The organism is Streptomyces sp. NPDC088706 (assembly GCF_044752765.1).
In the GTDB taxonomy this organism is placed as follows: Bacteria; Actinomycetota; Actinomycetes; order Streptomycetales; family Streptomycetaceae; genus Streptomyces.
This window is the reverse complement of sequence record NZ_JBIVLW010000002.1, coordinates 85,233-104,616: the sequence shown is the minus strand read 5'-3', so window position 1 is coordinate 104,616 and position 19,384 is coordinate 85,233. Positions and strand designations below refer to the sequence as shown.

Here is a 19,384-nt window from a genome sequence, read left to right as displayed (position 1 = left end):
CGGGCTCAAGAGCGGTTCGCCGATGGTGGACGACGTGTCGCCCGGGTCGGTCGGGCAGGGCGAGCCGCTCGCGGGCGCCACACTGACGGTGACCTCGAAGAACTTCAGCGAGAACATCATCCTCGGCCAGATGACCGGCCTGGTCTTCAAGGCGGCCGGGGCGGAGGTCCTGGACCGGACGAACCTGCCGGGCTCGATCAGCGCCCGTGAGGCCGTCATCAACGGCGACGCCGACTCCCAGTGGGACTACACCGGCACCGGCTGGATCACCTTCCTCGGCCACGCGGACCCGATCGTCGACCCGCGGAAGCAGTACGAGGCGGTCCGCGACGAGGACAAGGGCAACGGGGTGGTCTGGCTGCCGCCGGCCCCGCTCGACAACACGTACGCGCTGGCCATCAGCAAGAAGAACAACGCCCGGTACAGGCTGAAGACCCTCTCGGACGTGGCGGCCCTGGCGAGGAAGGACCCGGGCGCGGTGACGATCTGCGTGGAGAACGAGTTCGCCTCCCGGGACGACGGGCTGCCCGGCATGGAGAAGGCGTACGGGATGAGGATCCCGGCCGCCGGCATCCGGAAGATGGACGCCGGGATCATCTACACCCAGGTCTCCGAGTCCGACTCCTGCCTGCTGGGCGAGGTGTTCACCACCGACGGCCGGATCAAGGCGATGGACCTGGACGTGCTGGAGGACGACAAGAACTTCTTCCCCAACTACAACGCCTCCCCGGTCGTCCACCTGGCGACCTTCGAGCAGTACCCGGTGATCGCGGAGCTGCTGGACCCGATCGCCAGGAAGCTGACGACCGAGGTCGCGCAGACGCTGAACGCGAAGGTGGACGTGGACGGGGAGGACCCGCACGAGGTGGCGAAGGAGTGGCTGGTGGCGGAGGGGTTCATCGAGGAGGGGTGATCGCGGCCGGGACCACCCCTCCTCGGGTGATCGCGGCGGCCGGACAGAGTTGCAAAGAAGCCTTGCAAAGCTTCCTTTGCACGTTGTACGGTCCCGGCATGACGGAGAACGAGTCCGGCCCGCCCACCCCCCGCCCGGCCGCCGGACGCAAGATCCACACCATCGACGCCCGTACGCTGCGCACCCTCGCGCACCCGCTGCGGATCCGACTGCTGAACGCCCTGCGGGAGTTCGGTCCCGCCACCGCATCGCAGCTCGGCGAACGGCTGGGCGAGTCCAGCGGCGCCACCAGCTACCACCTGCGCCAACTGGCGGAATCCGGCCTGGTCGAGGACGCCCCGGAGCTGGGTAAGGGCCGGGAGCGCTGGTGGCGGGCGGTGCACGACGGCTCGATGCTCGAAAGCGCCGACTTCCGGAAGCACGCCGACCCGGAGGTGCGCGGGGCCGTCGACGTCCTTCTGCACGAGACGGCCACGACGCACGCCCAGGAGCTGAACACCTGGCTCGGCACGATGGACGAGTGGTCACCGGAGTGGCAACGCAGCTGGGACCTGAGCGACTTCAAGGTCCGCCTCACCCCGGAACTCGCGCTGGAGCTGGCCGAGAAGGTCCACGACCTGGTGGAGAGCTACCGGGACCGCGTCCCGGAGGACACCGAGGGTTCGGCGGTCGTCCGGACCCACCTGCACACCTTCCCCCGCCCCTCCGAATGAGCACCGCACCCCGGACAACCACCCCCCTGCCCCAGGGCGGCGCCCGCGCGTTCCGCACGGCCCGACGGGCGGACCGGGAGAGGAGGAACCATGCGCCACCGCACACCGCTCGTCGCCATACTCGCGGCCAACTCCATCTCCACCGCCGGGACTTCGCTCACCCTGATCGGTGTCCCCTGGTTCGTCCTGGAGACCACCGGCAGCGCGGGCCGGGCGGGCGTCGTCGCCTTCTGCGCGACCCTGCCGATCGTCCTCGCCGCGCTGATCGGCGGTCCCTTCATCGACCGGATCGGCCGCCGCCGGGTCGCCGTCGCCTCGGACACGGTCTGCGGCCTCGCCATCGCCGCGATCCCGCTGCTGCACCACGTGGGCGCCCTCGAGTTCTGGATGCTCTGCGCGCTGATGGCCCTGAACGGGTTCGCCCACACTCCGGGCAACACCGCCCGGTACGTCCTCATCCCCGACCTCGCGGAGCACGCGGGCACCACGCTCCCCCGCGCCGCCAGCCTCTTCGACGCGGTCTCGCGCGGGGCCAGGATGGTCGGCGCGGCGCTGGCCGGGGTGCTCATCGCCTTCGTCGGCTCGGAGACCGTACTCCTCCTGGACGCGGCGACGTTCGGGGTGTCCGCGCTGCTGATCGCCGTCGGGGTACGGGGGGTGAGCCCGGCCGAGCCGCGCAGGAGCGGGGCGCCCGTCTCGCTGCGCACGTACGGCACCGAACTCCGCGAGGGCTACGGCTACTTGCTGGGCGACCGGCTGCTGCTGGCGGTCGTGGTGATGGTGATGCTCATGAACGGCACCGACCAGGGCTGGAACGCCGTCCTGCTCCCGGTGCACGCCGAGGCCGAGCTGGCCGGAGCGAGGGACATCGGGCTGCTCACCGCGCTGTTCGGGGCGGGCGGTCTGACGGGGGCGCTGCTGTACGGGGCGGTGGGGCACCGCTTCTCGCGGCGGGCGGTGTTCACGGTGTGCGTGATCCTGTGCGGTGCGCCACGCTTCCTGGTCGCGGCGGTGAGCGGGACGACGCTGCCGCTGGCGGTGACCATGCTGCTCGGCGGGATCGCGGGCGGGGTGCTGAACCCGATCCTGACGACGGTTCTCTACGAGCGGGTGCCCGACCGGCTGCGCAGCCGGGTCTCGGGGGCGCTGACCGCCGGCTGCGAGTTCGCGATGCCGCTGGGCGGTCTGGCGGCCGGGCTGCTGGTGGAGGGCGTGGGTGCGACGGGGGCGCTGCTGGCGATGGGCGGGGTGTACTTCGCGGCGACGCTGAGCCCGCTGGTGTTCGAGTCGTGGCGGACGATGGAGGGGCCGGCGGCGGATGGACCGGCGGCGGATGCACGGACGGCGGAGGGGCAGGCGGCGGACGAGAAGGCGGGCCGGGGGCTCTCCGTACCGCCGGAGGTCAGCAGCTCGGCACCTTCCCGCCGCGCTCCAGCGCCTTGAGCGCGTCCACCGCCCCGTCCAGGGTGGTGACGGGGATCAGCCGCAGCCCGTCGGGCCGCTCGGCCTCCGCCTCGGGGCACTCGGCCTTCGGGACGAGGAAGACGGTGGCCCCGTCGCGGTGGGCGGCCTGCGTCTTCATGGAGACTCCGCCGACCGCGCCGACCTTGCCGTCCGCGCTGATCGTCCCCGTACCGGCGATGGTGCGCCCGCCGGTGAGATCGCCGCCCCGGCCGTCGCCGTCGAGCTTGTCGATGATGCCGAGGGAGAGGAAGAGGCCGGCGCTGGGGCCGCCGATGTCACCGAGGTCCACTCGCACCCGCATCGAGCCGGGCTCGCGGTCCAGGTGGTTCAGGGCCGCGTCGACCGCGACGTTCTGGGACTCCTTCATGTCGTTCAGGTTGTGCTGCTCGATCTCACGCTCGGAGCCGCCGGTGGGGTAGACGGCGTCCCTGGGCATGACCGCTCGGTCGGTGCGGAACCAGCCGTCCAGCACGTCGCCGACCCGGATGTCCGCCTTGGGACCGGTGGCGACGATCGTCGTCATCCGCAGCTGCCCGTCGGTGCGCCGGGTCTCCGCGCCGGTGATGGTGATCACCGGCGTGCCGCGGTCCTTGCCGAGCACGTCCGCGGTCACCCCGGGCCGGGCCAGGGTGAACGGCAGCGGCGCCAGGGCCGCCGTACCGAACAGGGCGAGGACGGGCAGCGCGCAGAGGGCGAGCGCGCGGGGGCGCGAGAGACGAGTCAGCACCCGTCCAATCTAACCGCCGCGCGGGAACCGGAACGCGCCCGGCGTACGCCCCCGCCTCACCGCCCCTGCCGCGACGCCTCCGGCCCCCACCCCCCCTACCGCAGGGCGTCCGCCACTTCCCTCGCGGCGTCGAGCACCCGGGGGCCGACCCGCTCCGGTACGGCGTCGGCGAGCATGACCACGCCGACGCTCCCCTCCACCCCCGAGACTCCCACCAGCGGCGCGGCAGCCCCGCTGGCACCGGCTTCGAGCTCGCCGTGGGTGAGGGTGTAACCGGGGTGCCCGGCCGTCGTCTGCTGCCGGGCGGAGAGGATGGCCCGCCCCGCGGCACCGCGGTCCAGCGGGTGCCGGAAGCCCGCCCGGTAGGCCACGTGGTAGTCGGTCCAGGTGGGCTCGACGACGGCGACCGCGAGGGCGTCGCTGCCGTCGACGAGGGTGAGGTGGGCGGTGGCCCCGATGTCCTCGGCCAGGGAGCGCAGCGCGGGCAGCGCGGCCTCCCGTACGAGGGGGTGCACCTGGCGGCCCAGGCGCAGCACCCCGAGTCCGACCCGGGCGCGGCCGCCCAGGTCACGGCGGACCAGGGCGTGCTGCTCCAGGGTGGCGAGCAGCCGGTAGACGACGGTCCGGTTGACCCCGAGTTTGTTGGACAACTCGGTGACGGTCAGACCGTGGTCGGTATCGGCGAGCAGTTTGAGGACGCGCAGTCCTCGGTCGAGCGTCTGGGAAGTCTCCGCGGTCACGACGCCCTCTCCTCTTCGGGTGAGCGACGACGGCCCTGCTCCGGGGGTTGCGGCACCGGTCCCAGCGGCGACGCACGGAGAGGCCGCCGGTCTGGCCAAGGCACCGGCTGCGCTCCGCGGCGGCTCTGCCACGGGGCGTTCACATGGCGGGGACAGTAGCGAGCCAGTCCGCTCAGCGGAAGCCCTCGTCCAGAATCCGGGCGCCCGTCCGGGCGGGCGGCTGACCGTACGGCATAACCGCCGGTCAGCGCGGTGGCGTCCGGAACGCGAACATCTACGCGCGTCCAGGTCGAGAGACGTGCTGGTGACCCTTCGTGCACCCGTGTGAACCACCGTTAACGCTACGTGAATCGAGGCGCGCACAATTTTCCGGCCGGGCAGTGTCGCGTGGCCGGAAACAGGCGTGCGACCCGCCCCGGCTGGACCGGGACGAGCCGCACGGAGGACGACGCACGGCGGACGGCGGGGGCGCGGCGACCCGGGGGGCCGCGGTGCCCCTCACGTCATGCGGGTGGCCCACTCCTGGACCTTGGCGATCCGCTGCTGGATCTGGTGGGCCGTGGCCTCGGCGCTCGGGGGGCCGCCGCAGACGCGGCGCAGCTCGTTGTGGAGCACGCCGTGGGGCTTGCCGCTCTGGTGGGTGTAGGCGGAGACCATCGTGTTGAGCTGCTTGCGCAGGCTCAGCAGCTGCTTGTGGGTGACCACCGGGCGGGCGTCGGCCGGCTTCTCCAGGAGGTCGGCCTCCTCGGCCGGCTTCTGGCGGCTGTGTGCGATCTGGCGGCTCTGGCGCTTCTGGAGGAGGAGCTGCACCTGGTCCGGTTCGAGGAGACCCGGGATGCCGAGGTAGTCCTGCTCCTCCTCGGAGCCGGGGTGGGCCTGCATGCCGAACTCGGCGCCGTCGTACAGCACCCGGTCGAAGACCGCGTCGGACTCCAGCGCCTCGAAGGGCAGTTGGTCCTCGGTCTCCTCGTCCTCCAGCCGCTCCGCGTCGGCGAGGAGCTGGTCCTCCTCGGAGAACGGATTCTCCTCGTCGCTGCCCTTCTTCGGCTTGTCGAGTACGTGGTCGCGCTCGACCTCCATCTCGTTGGCGAAGTCCAGGAGCATCGGGATCGTCGGTACGAAGACGGAGGCCGTCTCTCCGCGCCTGCGGGAGCGCACGAAGCGGCCGACGGCCTGGGCGAAGAAGAGGGGCGTCGAGATGGTGGTGGCGTACACGCCGACGGCCAGCCGGGGCACGTCGACGCCCTCGGACACCATCCGTACCGCGACCATCCAGCGCGATTCGTCCGCGCTGAACTTGTCGATCTTCTTCGAGGCCGCCTTCTCGTCGGAGAGGACGACGGCCGGCGTCTCGCCGGTGACCTTCTTCAGGATCTTGGCGTACGCGCGGGCCGACTCCTGGTCCGTCGCGATGACGAGCCCGCCCGCGTCCGGGATGCCCTTGCGGACCTCGGTGAGCCGCTTGTCGGCGGCGGCCAGCACGTTGGGGATCCAGTCGCCGGTGGGTGAGAGCGCGGTGCGCCAGGCCTGGCCGATGGCGTCCTTGGTCATCGGCTCGCCGAGCCGGGCCGCGATCTCGTCCCCGGCCTTGGTGCGCCAGCGCATGTTGCCGCTGTAGCTGAGGAAGATGACCGGGCGGACGACGCCGTCGGCGAGCGCGTTGCCGTAGCCGTAGGTGTAGTCGGCGGAGGAGCGGCGGATGCCGTCGTTGCCCTCCTCGTACGCGACGAAGGGGATCGGGTTGGTGTCCGACCGGAACGGCGTACCGGTCAGCGCGAGGCGCCGGGTCGCCGGGTCGAACGCCTCCTGGCAGGCCTCGCCCCAGGACTTCGAGTCACCGGCGTGGTGGATCTCGTCCAGGATCACCAGGGTCTTGCGCTGCTCGCACCGGTTGCGGTGCAGCATCGGGCGGACGCCGACACCCGCGTAGGTGACGGCGACGCCGTGGTACTCCTTGCTCAGCGGACCGGCGCTGTACTCCGGGTCGAGCTTGATCCCTATCCGGGCGGCGGCCTCCGCCCACTGCTTCTTGAGGTGCTCGGTCGGGGCGACCACGGTGACCTGCTGGACGACGTGGTGGTGCAGCAGCCACGACGCGAGGGTCAGCGCGAACGTGGTCTTGCCCGCGCCGGGCGTCGCGACGGCGAGGAAGTCGCGCGGCTGCTCCTGGATGTACCTCTCCATGGCCCCCTGCTGCCAGGCTCGCAGCTTGCCGGCGGTGCCCCAGGGGGCGCGGCCGGGAAAGGCGGGTGAGAGGTGGTGGGAGGCGGTGGTAGTAGTCACGGTCTCCGGTTCGGGGCGCTCGGGTACGTGGATCGCTGCCGCTACCGCACCCGGCCCGACGGACCCGGCCCGCGATACGACAACCGGGCCACCCTACCGGGGGCCCGGCTGCGAACCCGTACGAACGAGTCGCGGTTCGAGTCCGTTGAGACCCTCTTCACAACTGCGGCTACCGGGCGAACCGCGGCAAGTGCTCGGCGATCTTGGGCATGTCCAGGGCCCCCTGGCACGTGGCCAGCACGAACCGCTCCGCTTCGTCGACATCGAAGTGCGGATCGAGCGGATGGCCGTTCAGGTGGAGAAAGACCCAGGTCGCGTACCACGCGATGCGCTTGTTGCCGTCGACCAGCCCGTGGTTGCGGGCCAGGGACTCCATCAGGGCCGAGGCCTTCTGCCAGAGGTCCGGATACGCGTCCTGGCCGAACACGCTCGCCTGCGGTCTGGCCAGGGCCGACTCCAGCAGCCCGTAGTCGCGCACCTCCGCGGCGCCGAGCCGCTGCGCCAGGTTCAGCACCTCGGGCAGGGTCAGGTACTGCATCAGGCGAGCCTCCGGTTGAGCTCCTCACTCGCCTTCAGGACATGGTCCGCGGCCTCGTTGAAGAGCCGCGAGTGCTCGTTTACGGCAGTGATCACCGCGTCGTGGGCGAACACCTGCATGCTCTTGCCCTCCGCCTCGGCGCGGGAGCGCAGGGAGTCCAGCTCTTCTTCGGTGAACCGCAGATTCAGACCAGCCATAGGCACATGGTACCGAGTGGTACCGCGCGGTACCGCTCACTTCTCCCGTACGACGACCCTCGTAGCCACCCACGCCCCCACCACCGCGACCACCGCCATCGGCACGAACACCGCCGCGAAGGCCGTCGGGTGCGAGCCGCCGGCCGCCTCGCCGACCGTGCCGTGGGCCGCCGCGCCCAGGGCCTCGCCGCCGAGGGCCGCGAAGGCGGCGCCGCCGACGGCCAGCAGCAGGACGTTGGAGAGGCCGTCGGAGATCTGGAGGGCGGCGGAGTTGGAGCCCGCCTCCTCCGGGGCCGACAGCTTCAGCAGCAGCACGCTGGTGGAGGCGATCACCAGACCCATTCCGAAGCAGCCGAAGGCCCAGGCCACCGCGACGATCCACACCGGGACCGCCGGGATCAGTACGGTCGGGGCGACGGCGATGGACGCGGCCACCAGCACCATCCCGCTCACCATCAGCCGCTCCCGGTGCGGCTCCAGGCGCGGCCGGGACTGGACGTACGAACCGAGCGCCCAGGTCGCGCCGCCCACCGCCAGGGAGAGGCCCGCCATGGTCGGGGTCAGGCCGCGCTGGGTCACCAGCATCAGCGGGACGAAGGACTCCGCGGCGATGAACGAACCGGCCGCGACCCCGCGCAGCAGGATCACCGACGGCAGCCCGCGCGCCGCCCGTACGGTGCCGGTGGGCAGCAGGCCCCGTACGGCGGGCACCAGCAGCGCGACGCCCGCGGCGGCCGGCAGCACCGCGAGCCAGTTCAGCTCCTGGCCCGCGTACTGGAGCAGCCCGGCCCCCGCCGAGATCCCCAGCGCGAGGCGGATGCGGCGACGGTCGTACGGCTGCGCCGGTGCGTCCGGGTCCGCGGGGCCGGAGGCCATCCGGCGGATCGCCGGGAGGGCCAGCGCCAGCGGGATCACGATCAGGACCGGGATGCCGACGAAGACCCAGCGCCAGCCGAGGTGCTCGGTGACCGTGCCGGCGGCCAGCGGCCCGACCACGGAGGGGATCACCCAGCTCGCGGCGAAGGCGGCCATGATGGCGGGCCGGATGCGTTCGGGGTAGGCACGCCCGATGACCACGTACAGGGCGACGATCACCAGCCCGCCGCCGAGCCCCTGGACCGCCCGGCCCGCGATGAAGGCCCACATGGAGCCCGCCGCCCCGGAGAGCAGCAGCCCCGCGCCGAAGGCGGTGATCCCGGTGGCGAGCGGCTGGAGCGGTCCGCTCCGGTCGGCCCACTGCCCGGAGAGGACCATGGCGAAGAGGCTGGTGGTGAAGTACGCGGAGAAGGCGAACGCGTAGAGCGGGATGCCGTGCAGTTCCCGGGCGGCCACCGGCATCGCCGTACCGACCGCCGTCGCCTCGAACGCGATGAGGAACACCACGGAGACGATGCCGACACTGAGCGCCCGGTAGGTGCGCCCGAGCATGCCCTCTGCCGCCGCCTCCGCGACCGCCCCGGTCAGGTCGCCGGGCAGGGCGTCCGGCATGCCGGGCCGCACATCTCCCGGTATGCCGGTCTTGAGGTCGGTGGGGAGATCCGCGGGCAGCCCGGTCGCGGGGTCGGTGGGACCGCCCGGGAGACCCCGTGACAGCTCATCGCGGCGGGGGCCGTGCGGTTGACCGCCCTGGTGGTGGTCGTGGGGCGGGTCGGTCGGCGCGGGGCGCGCGGCTTCGGTGCCGTCACGCGATTCGGGGGCGGTCATGGCCCCAGAGTAAGGGGCACAGGCCAGTTTGAACCCTGTCCTAGTGCCCGCCGAGGGTCGTCCCTTGGTCGTAGGCCGAAGGCCCCGCGCGTGAACGGCGTATGGCAGTCGCGTTGCGTACCGGCCGCTTCCCTTGTGACCCGCTCCCCGCGCCCCCTAACGTCGAGGACGAAGAAGCAAGCGCCCGGCCGTGTGCCCGAGAGGCTCAGGGGCTCGACTGCAACTCGAGTTACACCGGTTCGATTCCGGTCACGGCCTCCAACGGAACAACCCGAACGGCAACGGCCGCCCCCATCACGGGGCGGCCGTCGCGGTGTCCGGGGTCGCCCCCGTCACACGGCGTCCAGCGACGGCCGTGCCTCCAGCCCCGCGCCGTCCTCGCACCCCAGCTCCTCGGCCAAGGCGAGCGAGAAGGAGTGGGCCACCGTCGCGTAAGCCCTCGTCAACGCCTCAAGGTCTCCCTCGGGCTTCGTGGGCATGCCCCCGCGCTCCACGCCGACGTCGATGTGGGCCGGCGCGGAGCCGGGCAGCTTTCCGCTGCGGCAGGCGAACTGGACGTACGCGGCATCCGGCGCGGCCAAGGTCTGCTCCCCATCCCGAGCACGGTGAACTTCGAGGCCGGATCGTCCGACGGGGGGCCGCCGGTCAGCTCCCAGGTGACCCTGAGCTCATCACCCGGCGTGCCGTCTGCCGTGTAGATATGGCAGACGTCTCCCCCACCGGTGGTGGAGGAGGTGAATCCTTCGCGTCGCCCATACCGCGGAGGCGGCCAGCGCTCCGGCCGCGCCCCACAGCGGTCCGTGCCCGCGCCGATGCCCCGGCGCGGGCTTCCGGTCGAAGCCGCCCATCGCCTCCGCGGTGTGTTCCGGACCGGGCTCCCCGGTCAACTCCGGCTCGGAGATCAACCCCGGCCTCCCCCTGGTCTGGTCAGAACGTCGGACGCGGACTCCCCCTCAGCCCTTGGGAGTCACCACCGCCGCCTGCGGGCGCACCGGCAGGCGGTTCACCGGACGGCCGGTGGCCGAGCGGATCGCCGAGGCCACCGCGGCCGGGGCCGTGACGACGGGGACGGCCGAGACCGGCTTGGCGCCGAAGGGGGCCACCACGTCCCGCTCCTCGACCAGCTTCACGATGCGGATGTCCGGGGCGTCCAGCGAGGTCGGGAGCGCGTAGCCGGTCAGGTCGGGGTGGCGGATCAGGCCGCGGGCGGTGCGGAGGTTCTCGGTGAGGGCCGCGCCGATGCCCTGGGTGATGCCCGCCTCGATACGGGTCGCCAACTGAGCAGGGTTCAGGACGCGGCCCACGTCCTGGGCGACCGCCATCTCGACCACGCGGATGGAGCCGAGCTCGATGTCGACGTCGACGACCGCCCGTACCGCGCAGAAGGCGAGGCCGACGAAGGCGTCGCCCTGGCCGGAGTCGTCCAGCGGCTCGGTGGGGTGGGGGCGGCACTGGGCGGTGGCCCAGAGCTCCTTGCCGTCCATCACCTCCATGACGGTGGTGGACAGGACGCCGTCGTACGAGGTGATCTTGCCGTCGGCGATCTGGAGCAGTTCGGTGGACATGCCGAACTTGTGGGCCAGCGGCTGGAGGAGCTGGGTGCGGACCATCTTCGCCGCCCGCTCCACCGCCCCGCCGGAGACCCAGGTGTGGCGGCCGTGTGTCGCCGGGCCGGCGGGCGGTTGATCGGTGTCGACCGCCGCCACATGGACCTCGTCGACGCCCAGGATCTCCTGGACGATCTGGCGGGCGAGCGTGGTGAAGCCCTGGCCGGTCTCGACCGCCGCGCAGATGACGGTGGCCACACCGTCGTGGACCCGGACCGTGGCCGTGGAGACCTCGTCCGCGCCCTCGGCGCCGAGCATGTGGACCATGCCGACCCCGTATCCCACGCCCCTGCGTACCGCCCCGGGCTCGCCCGCGCCCTCGGGGCCGCCGGGCAGCAGCCAGTCGTCCTCGGGGGTGTCCTTGGGGAGGGCGGGCAGGGGGTGCTCGCGTACCGCGCGGAGCAGTTCGGCCACCGGGGCCGGGCAGGTCACCGTCTGGCCCGTGGGGAGGATGTCACCGGTCGACAGGACGTTGCGGAGGCGGAGTTCGGCCGGGTCGATGCCGAGCTTGGCGGCCAGCTTGTCCATCTGGCCCTCGTACGCCGCGCAGACCTGCATCGCGCCCTCACCGCGTACGTGGCCGGACGGCGGGTTGTTCGTCCGGACCGCCCAGCCCTCGATGAAGGCGTGCGGGACGACGTACGGGCCGCAGGCGAACGCCACGGCGGCGGCCAGCGACTCGGAGGAGGCGTCCGCGTACGCGCCCGCGTCCAGCAGGATCTGGGCCTCCACCTTGACCAGCCGGCCGTCCGCGTCCGCGTGGTGGCGGTAGCGCAGCAGGGTGGGGTGGCGGTGGGCGTGGCCGAGGAAGGACTCCTCGCGGGTGGCGGCCAGCTTCACCGGGCAGCCGGTGCGCAGGGCGAGCAGGCCCAGCGGGATCTGGAAGCCGGGGTCCTCACGGTCGCCGGTCGCGCCGGGGACGCCGGTGACGACGACCTTGACCCGGTCCGGCTCCAGGCCGAAGCAGGCGGCGGCCAGGTCGCGGTCGGTGTGCGGGTCGGTGGAGGCGGTGTAGATCTCCACGCCGCCGTCCGGGCGGGGCACGGCGAGCCCGGCCTCCGCGCCGATCGGGGCCGGGTCCTGGCGGCCGATGCGGTAGAGGCCCTCGACGACGACCTCGCCGGTCGCCTCGGCGTCGCCGTACCGCAGGGGGATGTGCCGGATCAGGTTGCCGTCGGGGTGCAGGGGCTCCGCCGCGAACGCCTTCTCCGGGTCCGTGACCGGCTCCAGCACCTCGTACTCGACGGCGATGGCGGCGGCGGCCAGGCGCGCGGTGTCCGGGTGGTCGGCGGCGACGGCGGCGATCGGCTCGCCGTGGTGGCGGACCAGTCCGGCGGCGAAGACCGGGCGGTCGACGACCCGGCGGCCGTAGTTGCTGTCCCCGGGGACATCCTCGTGCGTGACGACCGCGCGCACCCCGGGCATCGCGGCGGCGGCCGAGGTGTCGATGGACAGGATGCGGGCGTGCGGGTGCGGGGAGCGGAGCACGGAGGCCCAGAGCAGACCCTCGGCCCAGAGGTCGGCGGCGTACGGGAAGGTGCCCTCGGTCTTCGCGCGGGTGTCGGCGGGCGGCAGCGAGGCGCCCAGGCCCGTCAGGGGCGGCTCCTGGCCGGGGCCGTCGCCCGGGCCGCCGGCGGCCTCGATCCTGGGCAGGCTGGTGCTGGTCGCGTTGGCCGCGGTGGCTGCGTCGCCGCTCACGCCGCCTCCTTGTCGTTCGCCCCGCCGCTACGGGGGCGGAGGGTGACCTGTGGTGTCGCGTGGTGCTGTCCTGGTGACGTGGGTCCGCGCGCGTGGATCACTGCGCGCCTCCCTCGTGCCGGTGGTACTGGTGCCGCTGCTGTACGCCGCCGGCGCCGGGCTCGGCCTGGTGCGGGATGCGGGCCTCGTCCTGGGCCGGGGCGGTCGCCGCCTCCGCGCTCGCCTCGCGGGCCGCCACGACGTCCGCGACCGCGTCGAGCACGCCCCGGTAGCCGGAGCAGCGGCAGAGGTTGCCGCAGAGGGCCTGGCGGGTCTCCAGCTCGCTGGGGGCGTGGTTGCCCTCCAGGAGGTCGTGGACGGTCATCGCCATGCCGGGGATGCAGAAGCCGCACTGCACGGCCCCGCAGGCGGACAGCGCGCGCTGGACGTCGGAGGGTTCGCCGTCGACGGCCAGCCCCTCGACCGTACGGACCTCGCTGCCCGCGGCGGTGGCGGCGGGCACCAGGCAGGAGGCGACCAGGCGGCCGTCGACCTGGACGTTGCACGCCCCGCACTCGCCCTGCGAGCAGCCGTCCTTGGCCCCGGCCAGGCCGAGGCGCTCCCGGAGCACGTAGAGCAGGGACTCGCCGATCCAGGCATCGCTGACCGGGCGGTCCACACCGTTCACGTGCAGGAGGTAGGAGGCGGCGGGGTGTTCGCTGGGTACGTCGACGGGCGCGGCGGCCGGGTCGTGCGCGGGGTCGTGGGCGGGGTCGTGGGCCGGGTCGGGCTCGGGTTCCGCCGCGGGGGCCGGTTCCGGGCCGGCCGTCGCCGTGTCCTCGGGGGTGGGGGTGGGGGTGGGGACCTGGGTCGGTGCGTGGTCCGGTGCCGGGTCGGTGGAGGCTTCCGGGTCGGTGGACGCGTTCGGTTCGGTGGACGCTTCCGGGTCGGTGGAGGCTTCCGGGTCGGTGGACGCATCCGAGTTGGTGGACGCGTTCGGTTCCGGGGCGGCCGTGGATTCCGTCTCCGGTTCCGCCTCGGCCTCGGCAGGGGCCTCCGTGGGTGCCGCTTCCGCTGCCGGGTCGGGGAGCGGGTGGCCACCGGTCCCGGGCTCGGCGGGGTGAGCCGCCGTGTGCTCCTCGTCCGGGCCGGGGTGCGCCGGCGCCGGGGACTCCTCGGGTCGCGGCTGCGTGGCCCAGGGGGCGGGGGCGCCGCCGGGGAGCGTCGCGGGGCGCGTGTCGTCCGCGTACCACTGCTGCGAGGCCGCCGCCGAGGCCAGGAAGTCGCCCGACTCGTCCGGAAGATCCCCGTCCGCTACCGGGATCGTCCACTGGCCGGTGTGGCCCAAGTGACCGGTCTGGCCGGTGTGAGCGGAGTGGCTGGGGTCACCGGGGTGGCCCGTGTGCTCGGAGGAGTCGGCGTGACTGGCGCGGTCGGTGTACTCGGCGGGACCGTCGTGGCTGCCGGTACCCGCGTGATCGCTGTAGCCGACGGGGCCGTCGTGGCTGCCGGGACCCCCATGGTCCGCATAGTCACCGGCGCCCCCGTGGTCCGCGTAGCCACCGGCGCCCGCTTCGTCCGGGTAGCCACCGGCACCGGAGGAGTCCGGGTAGTCACCGGCACCGGAGGAGTCCGGGTAGTTCGCCGGGCCCGCCGCGGCGCCGGACGCCAGCTGCTCCCCCACGGCCTCCGTGAAGTTCCACTGGGCCGTGGAGTGCGAGGTCTCCTGGTACGGCTGCCCGTACCCGCCCTGCTCGTTCGGGTCCGGCCAGTGCACCGCCCCCGGGGCCGCCTCCTGGGCGCGCCGCTCGGCCTGGGCCTGCTGCTGGCTCTGGGTCTGCACCACCCAGCTGCCCGTCGCGGCCGGGTCCAGACCGGCGGCCGGGGTCAGCGGCAGGATCATCGGCGGTACGTATCCGTGGCCGGGCGCGGCCAGCGGGACGCCCGCCAGGTCCTCCGGCGGGAGCTGGACGAACGCGGTGGCGTCCGCGTCGTACTCGCCGCTCTGCGGCGTCGGCTCCCAGCCCCCGTAGCGGGGGTCGGGGCCGTCGGAGTGCCCGTGCTGTTCCTGCTGCCCGTGCTGCCCGTGCTGGTTGGAGGTTTCCTCATTGCTCACGACAGTGCCCTCCCCAGTGCGCGTCGGGCGAGCGCGGCGACGGTGCGCCGCAGGTGGAGTACGGCCGGGGACAGCGGCGGAGCCTCCGAGCCGTCGGCCGGCGGTGCGTGGTCCGGGATGCAGGCGGCGGCGACGTACTCGCCGAAGGCCGCCAGCGCGTCGGGGGCCAGGCCCCGTTCACCGTCCCAGTCGATCAGCGAGGCGATCCAGCGCTCCGCCTCCAGCGGGCGCAGCGGCATCGGGGCGATGGCGCCGACCGCGCAGCGCACCCCGCGCCGGGCCGGGTCGAGCACGATGGCGACCGAGGCGGTGGCGCGGCCGGGGCCGGTGCGGCCGGTGGCCTTCAGGAACACCTGCGGGGCGTGCAGCAGCGGTACCCGGACGAAACCGATCAGCTCGGCGGGGCTCAGCATCTCGCGGCCTGCCAGCAGGTGCGAGACGGGGACCTCGCGGCGGCCGCCACCGGGTCCCGCGACGACCAGCTCGGCCTCCAGGGCGGCCAGCACCGGCAGGGCGTCACCGGTGGGCGCGGAGGTGGCGATGTTGCCGCCGAGGGTTCCGGCGTTACGGATCTGGGGCGGGCCCGCGGCGCGCGCGGAGGCGGCGAGGGCGGGGATCAGGGCGGCGAAGTCGGGCCGCCCCATGCGGGCGTGGGTGAGGCCGGCGCCGAGCAGGGCGTGGCCGTCCTGGTAGTGCCAGCCGCGCAGCTCGCTGATCCGGCCGAGGCCGACCAGTCCCGAGGGGCGCAGGAGCCCCTTGTTCACGGCCGCCATCAGGTCCGTCCCCCCCGCCACGGGGACGGCGGCAGGCATGGCTTCCAGCGCCGCCACGGCCTCGTCGAGCGAGGCCGGCAGCGTCACCGACTGCAGCGCCTGCGGTGCGTGCGTGGTCAACCCAGCTGCCCCTTCCCGGTCTCCCGGCTGGTCCGCCTGTTCCGCCGTACGGTACGTGTTCACAGACCGGACGTGGCAACTCTGGCACATCTTCCGATCGGACCGGCGCGAGGGTCCACGAAGGGTGGATCCGTCCCTGACCTGGGGGATGATCCGGTTTCGCACCTCTTCGGAGTGGAGGGTGAATTGCCACTCTTCAGCGATGCTTGTACGACTTATTCCGTTCGTTCTACGGCCCGTTCGGCCCGTTCGGTCCGTTCGGCCCCTCCGGTCCGTTCGGCCCGTTCCGCCCGCGTCGGAGCGTGTCCGGCGCGGGCTCCGGGGCTCACACCACCGGGGGCGCTCCTTCGATCGGGCGGCCGAGGACGCCGGGCCGCTGCTGCCAGGGCAGCGGGCCGCCCGGCCGGCGGTAGTCGACGCCGAGGGCGTCGAGCCGGGCGTAATGGTCCGTCATGCGCGCCTCGAAACCGGCGAAGTCCCGGTCGGCCGGGGCCGGCAGGGGCGTCCAGGCGACCTCGGCCAGGGCGGCGAGGCGCGGGAAGACCTGGTAATCGACGCGTGACCTGTTCTGCATGACCTCGGTCCACACGTTGCCCTGGGTGCCGAGGACGTGCCGGGCGGCCTCCTCGGAGAGGCCCGGCGGGACGGGTTCGAAGCGGTAGACGTCCTCCAGGGTGCGGATGTACCCGATGGGCATCGGCTCGTCGGCGCCGCCGTCCTGACGGTGGTCCAGGTACACCTGCTGCTCCGGGCACATCACCACGTCGTGCCCGGCCTCGGCGGCGGCGATGCCACCGGCGTAACCACGCCAGGAGGAGACCACGGCGCCTTCGGGGAGGCCGCCTTCGAGGATCTCGTCCCAGCCGATGAGACGGCGGCCGCGCCGGGTCAGCCAGGTGTCGAAGTGGCGGATGAACCAGGACTGGAGCTCCTCCTCGTCCTTCAGGCCGAGTTCGGCGATCCGGGCCTGGGCTGTCGGGGACTCCTTCCACTGGTCCTTGAGGCACTCGTCGCCGCCCACGTGGATGAACGGCGAGGTGGTGGCGGGGAAGAGGTCGAGGAGCTCCTCGAAGACGCCCTCGAAGAAGCGCACGGTGTTGTCGGTGGGGGCCAGTACGTTCGGGTTGATGCCCCAGGTGTCCCAGACGGAGAGGGTGGTGGTGTCGGTGACGTCGGTGTTGCCCAGCTCGGGGTACGCACTGATCGCGGCCTGCGAGTGGCCCGGGATGTCGATCTCGGGGACCACCCGGATATGCCGCTCGGCGGCGTAGGCGACGATCTCGCGGATGTCGTCCTGGGTGTAGTAACCGCCGTGCGGGGTCTCGTCCCACAGCTCGGAGGCGCGGTGCCCGTACTTCGTCCGCGTACGCCAGGCGCCGACCTCGGTGAGGCGCGGGTGGCGCTTGATCTCGACCCGCCAGCCCTGGTCGTCGGTGAGGTGGAGGTGGAGGACGTTCAGCTTGTGGGCGGCGAGGAGGTCGAGGTAGCGCAGGACGTCGTCCTTGGGCAGGAAGTGCCGGGAGACGTCGAGCATCAGACCGCGCCAGGAGAAGCGGGGTTCGTCCTCGATGACCACCATCGGGACCTCCCAGGTGCGCCCCGGGGTGATGGGCGCGCGCCGGAAGGCGTCCGGGCCCAGGAGCTGACGGAAGGTCTGCGCCCCCCAGAAGAGGCCGGCCGCGTCACCTCCCTGGATGCGGACCGCGTGGCCGTCGACGACGACGCGGTACGCCTCGGGGGCCAGCGCCCCGTCGAGCGAGAGGGCGATGCCGTGGTCGCCGGCGCCCTCGGTCAGGGGCAGTCCGGTGGCCGCGCCGACCGTGGTCCGCAGCCAGCGGGCGACGCCCTCGGCGCCCGGCGCGGCGCTGAGCACGGTCTCCTCGTCCAGCGGGTACAGCCCCCGCTCGGGCGGCATCCAGCTCACCTCGCGCGGCGCCGGGATCAGACCGGGAGCCGTCGTGTCCTCGGATGTCATGACGTCAGTCCTTAACCGCGCCGCCCAGTCCGGAGACCAGGCGCCGCTGTACGAGTACGAAGAAGACGAGGACGGGGATGGTCATCACCGTCGAGGCGGCCATGATCCCGCCCCAGTCGTTCTCGTCCGGCTTGAAGAAGACCAGCAGGGCCATCGGCAGCGTCGACTGGGAGGTGTCGCTGATGATGAACGACTTCGCGAACAGGAAGTCGTTCCAGGTGGTGATGAAGGAGAAGACGCTGGTCGCCACCAGGCCCGGGAAGACCAGCGGGAAGAGGATCTGCCACAGGAAGCGGGTGCGGCTGGCCCCGTCGATGTAGGCGGCCTCCTCCAAGGCCTCGGGGACCGCCCGCACGAAGCCGCGCAGCATCCAGATGGCGAACGGCAGCGAGAAGGCCAGGTGCGGCAGGATCAGCGAACCGAGCGTGTTGAGCTGGCCGAAGTCCCGCATCAGGAAGAACAGCGGGATGGTCAGCGCCTCCACCGGCACCATCTGCGCCACCAGGAACATGATGAGCAGGGTGGTGCGGAACTTGAAGCGGAAGCGGGTCACGGCGGTGGCGGCCAGGAAGGCGACCAGCGCCGAGAGGACGACCACCGTGCCCGCCACCAGCAGGCTGTTGAGGAAGTAGCGGCCGAAGTCCTGCTGCTCGAAGACCCGGCGGAACGAGTCGAGCGAGGGGGCGAGCGTCCAGGGGCGGGGCTCGGTCGACTGGATCTCCCCGGCCGGTTTGAAGGCGGAGAGCACCATCCAGTAGAGGGGGAAGGCGACGGCCACGGCGATCAGCAGGGCCGCGGCCTCGGCCGCCAGCCTGCCGGGGCGCTTGACGCGCAGCGCCGTACGTACGCTCACAGTTCCTCCCCCTGGCGCCGCACCAAGCGCAGATAGACCAGCGTGACGGCCAGCAGGATCACCAGCATCACGACACCGATCGCCGATCCGAGGCTGTACTGCGAGGACGCGAACGCCTTCTGGTACGCGTACACGTTGAGCACCAGGTTCTGTCCGGCGATGCCGCCGCCGCTGGTCATGACGTAGATCTGGGTGAAGACCTTGAAGTCCCAGATGATCGACTGGATGGTGACGACGATCAGGATGGGCTTGAGCATCGGCGCCATGATCGTCCGCCAGATCCGCCACTGGGAGGCGCCGTCCAGCGAGGCGGCCTCCAGCACTTCGGTGGGGATGGCCCGGATGCCCGCGTACACGGTGACCATGACGAACGGGAACGAGCACCACAGGACTTCCAGGAGTACGAGCGCGAAGGCGCTGTAGCGGCCGTACGTCCAGGAGAAGTCGCCCAGGCCGAGCACCTTGTTGACCGGTCCGAAGTCGGGGTCGAAGAGGAAGACCCAGACGGTCGAGCCGGTGATGGCGGGGGTGGCCCAGGCGCCGAGCGCGGCCATCATCAGCGCGAGCCGGGGCAGGGCGCGGATGCGGGTGAGCAGGACGGCGAGCGCGCAGCCGACGAGCAGCGTGGAGACCACGCAGGCCGCGGCGAACAGGACGGTGGCGAGGAGGACCTGCCAGAACTGGCTGTCGCCGAAGAGGGTGGCGTAGTTGCCGAACCCCTGGAAGGTGGTCGGTTCACCGCCGCTGACCTGGGCCTGGGTGTACTCCAGGAACGAGATCAGGCCGAGCTGGTAGATCGGGTAGACCAGCAGCCCGGCGAGCAGGACGAGGGCGGGCAGGAGGTAGAGCCAGGGGGTCCAGCCGGAGTGGCCCCGGGGGGACACCGAGCGGGCGCGCCGGGGCGGGCGGGCGGCGGGAGTGCCGGCGCCCGCCCCGGACGCACCGGGGGCCGGGGCCTTGAGAGCGGTGGTGGGCGTGGTCATC

16 protein-coding genes and 1 tRNA gene are annotated in these 19,384 nt (G+C 72.7%); 4 read left to right on the top strand and 13 right to left on the bottom strand.

Annotated elements, in window-relative coordinates; all coding sequences use genetic code 11:
* The first annotated feature begins 22 nt into the window (after window positions 1–22).
* From ACIQAK_RS06030 to ACIQAK_RS06020, 3 genes are all read left to right on the top strand, one after another.
* Window positions 23–913 carry a glycine betaine ABC transporter substrate-binding protein gene (locus ACIQAK_RS06030; RefSeq protein ID WP_366387793.1) on the top strand — a complete coding sequence of 297 codons (891 nt, stop codon included), beginning with the start codon at window positions 23–25 and terminating at the stop codon, window positions 911–913.
* 98 nt (window positions 914–1,011) lie between these two features.
* Complete coding sequence (locus ACIQAK_RS06025; RefSeq protein ID WP_366387089.1) at window positions 1,012–1,626, top strand: metalloregulator ArsR/SmtB family transcription factor; 615 nt, start codon at window positions 1,012–1,014, stop codon at window positions 1,624–1,626.
* Window positions 1,627–1,716: 90 nt separating this feature from the next.
* Complete coding sequence (locus tag ACIQAK_RS06020) at window positions 1,717–3,069, top strand: MFS transporter (protein WP_366387088.1); 1,353 nt, start codon at window positions 1,717–1,719, stop codon at window positions 3,067–3,069.
* Here ACIQAK_RS06020 and ACIQAK_RS06015 read toward each other — a convergent pair.
* From ACIQAK_RS06015 to ACIQAK_RS05990, 6 genes are all read right to left on the bottom strand, one after another.
* Window positions 3,029–3,817 carry a S16 family serine protease gene (locus tag ACIQAK_RS06015; protein WP_366387087.1) on the bottom strand — a complete coding sequence of 263 codons (789 nt, stop codon included), beginning with the start codon at window positions 3,815–3,817 and terminating at the stop codon, window positions 3,029–3,031. The two genes, ACIQAK_RS06020 and ACIQAK_RS06015, sit on opposite strands and share 41 nt — an antisense overlap.
* A gap of 95 nt (window positions 3,818–3,912) precedes the next feature.
* A complete protein-coding gene (locus tag ACIQAK_RS06010) occupies window positions 3,913–4,557 on the bottom strand; it encodes a helix-turn-helix domain-containing protein (RefSeq protein WP_366387086.1) in 645 nt (214 codons plus the stop codon).
* A 498-nt stretch (window positions 4,558–5,055) separates the two neighbouring features.
* On the bottom strand, window positions 5,056–6,840 hold the full coding sequence (locus ACIQAK_RS06005) for a DEAD/DEAH box helicase (RefSeq protein WP_366387085.1): 1,785 nt from the start codon (window positions 6,838–6,840) through the stop codon (window positions 5,056–5,058).
* A gap of 169 nt (window positions 6,841–7,009) precedes the next feature.
* Window positions 7,010–7,378: a Fic family protein gene (locus tag ACIQAK_RS06000; protein WP_366387084.1), complete on the bottom strand. Its 369-nt coding sequence runs from the start codon at window positions 7,376–7,378 to the stop codon at window positions 7,010–7,012.
* Window positions 7,378–7,575, bottom strand: a complete 198-nt coding sequence (locus ACIQAK_RS05995; RefSeq protein ID WP_366387083.1) for a hypothetical protein — start codon at window positions 7,573–7,575, stop codon at window positions 7,378–7,380. The genes ACIQAK_RS06000 and ACIQAK_RS05995 overlap by 1 nt, the downstream gene beginning before the upstream one ends.
* Window positions 7,576–7,611: 36 nt before the next feature.
* Window positions 7,612–9,279: an MFS transporter gene (locus tag ACIQAK_RS05990; RefSeq protein WP_401847773.1), complete on the bottom strand. Its 1,668-nt coding sequence runs from the start codon at window positions 9,277–9,279 to the stop codon at window positions 7,612–7,614.
* 186 nt (window positions 9,280–9,465) lie between these two features.
* Between ACIQAK_RS05990 and ACIQAK_RS05985 the strand changes: the two genes are divergently transcribed.
* Window positions 9,466–9,540, top strand: a tRNA-Cys gene (locus ACIQAK_RS05985).
* Window positions 9,541–9,611: 71 nt separating this feature from the next.
* Here the strand turns inward: ACIQAK_RS05985 and ACIQAK_RS05980 are convergent.
* The 7 genes from ACIQAK_RS05980 to ACIQAK_RS05950 all read right to left on the bottom strand — a co-directional run bounded on the left by ACIQAK_RS05980 (window position 9,612) and on the right by ACIQAK_RS05950 (window position 19,383).
* Window positions 9,612–9,860: a hypothetical protein gene (locus ACIQAK_RS05980; protein ID WP_366387082.1), complete on the bottom strand. Its 249-nt coding sequence runs from the start codon at window positions 9,858–9,860 to the stop codon at window positions 9,612–9,614.
* A gap of 372 nt (window positions 9,861–10,232) precedes the next feature.
* Window positions 10,233–12,584, bottom strand: coding sequence for a molybdopterin cofactor-binding domain-containing protein (locus tag ACIQAK_RS05975; protein ID WP_366387081.1), 2,352 nt, complete (start codon window positions 12,582–12,584; stop codon window positions 10,233–10,235).
* A 97-nt stretch (window positions 12,585–12,681) separates the two neighbouring features.
* Window positions 12,682–14,679 carry a 2Fe-2S iron-sulfur cluster-binding protein gene (locus tag ACIQAK_RS05970; RefSeq protein WP_366387080.1) on the bottom strand — a complete coding sequence of 666 codons (1,998 nt, stop codon included), beginning with the start codon at window positions 14,677–14,679 and terminating at the stop codon, window positions 12,682–12,684.
* Window positions 14,676–15,572 carry an FAD binding domain-containing protein gene (locus ACIQAK_RS05965; RefSeq protein WP_366387079.1) on the bottom strand — a complete coding sequence of 299 codons (897 nt, stop codon included), beginning with the start codon at window positions 15,570–15,572 and terminating at the stop codon, window positions 14,676–14,678. The genes ACIQAK_RS05970 and ACIQAK_RS05965 overlap by 4 nt, the downstream gene beginning before the upstream one ends.
* A gap of 325 nt (window positions 15,573–15,897) precedes the next feature.
* Window positions 15,898–17,547 (bottom strand): beta-N-acetylhexosaminidase, encoded by a 1,650-nt coding sequence (locus tag ACIQAK_RS05960; protein ID WP_366387078.1) that lies wholly within the window; start codon window positions 17,545–17,547, stop codon window positions 15,898–15,900.
* A gap of 4 nt (window positions 17,548–17,551) precedes the next feature.
* Window positions 17,552–18,400, bottom strand: coding sequence for a carbohydrate ABC transporter permease (locus ACIQAK_RS05955; protein ID WP_366387077.1), 849 nt, complete (start codon window positions 18,398–18,400; stop codon window positions 17,552–17,554).
* Window positions 18,397–19,383: a sugar ABC transporter permease gene (locus tag ACIQAK_RS05950; protein ID WP_366387076.1), complete on the bottom strand. Its 987-nt coding sequence runs from the start codon at window positions 19,381–19,383 to the stop codon at window positions 18,397–18,399. Before ACIQAK_RS05950 ends, ACIQAK_RS05955 begins: the two co-directional genes overlap by 4 nt.
* Window position 19,384 lies beyond the last annotated feature (1 nt).

Excerpts from the sequence above, each read along its gene's own strand:
- ACIQAK_RS06030 (WP_366387793.1), top strand. The coding sequence starts at position 23 with ATGGTGGACGACGTGTCGCCCGGGTCGGTCGGGCAGGGCGAGCCGCTC.
- ACIQAK_RS05995 (WP_366387083.1), bottom strand. The coding sequence starts at position 7,575 with ATGGCTGGTCTGAATCTGCGGTTCACCGAAGAAGAGCTGGACTCCCTG.
- ACIQAK_RS06025 (WP_366387089.1), top strand. The coding sequence starts at position 1,012 with ATGACGGAGAACGAGTCCGGCCCGCCCACCCCCCGCCCGGCCGCCGGA.
- ACIQAK_RS05950 (WP_366387076.1), bottom strand. The coding sequence starts at position 19,383 with ATGACCACGCCCACCACCGCTCTCAAGGCCCCGGCCCCCGGTGCGTCC.
- ACIQAK_RS05960 (WP_366387078.1), bottom strand. The coding sequence starts at position 17,547 with ATGACATCCGAGGACACGACGGCTCCCGGTCTGATCCCGGCGCCGCGC.
- ACIQAK_RS06000 (WP_366387084.1), bottom strand. The coding sequence starts at position 7,378 with ATGCAGTACCTGACCCTGCCCGAGGTGCTGAACCTGGCGCAGCGGCTC.
- ACIQAK_RS05990 (WP_401847773.1), bottom strand. The coding sequence starts at position 9,279 with ATGACCGCCCCCGAATCGCGTGACGGCACCGAAGCCGCGCGCCCCGCG.
- ACIQAK_RS06020 (WP_366387088.1), top strand. The coding sequence starts at position 1,717 with ATGCGCCACCGCACACCGCTCGTCGCCATACTCGCGGCCAACTCCATC.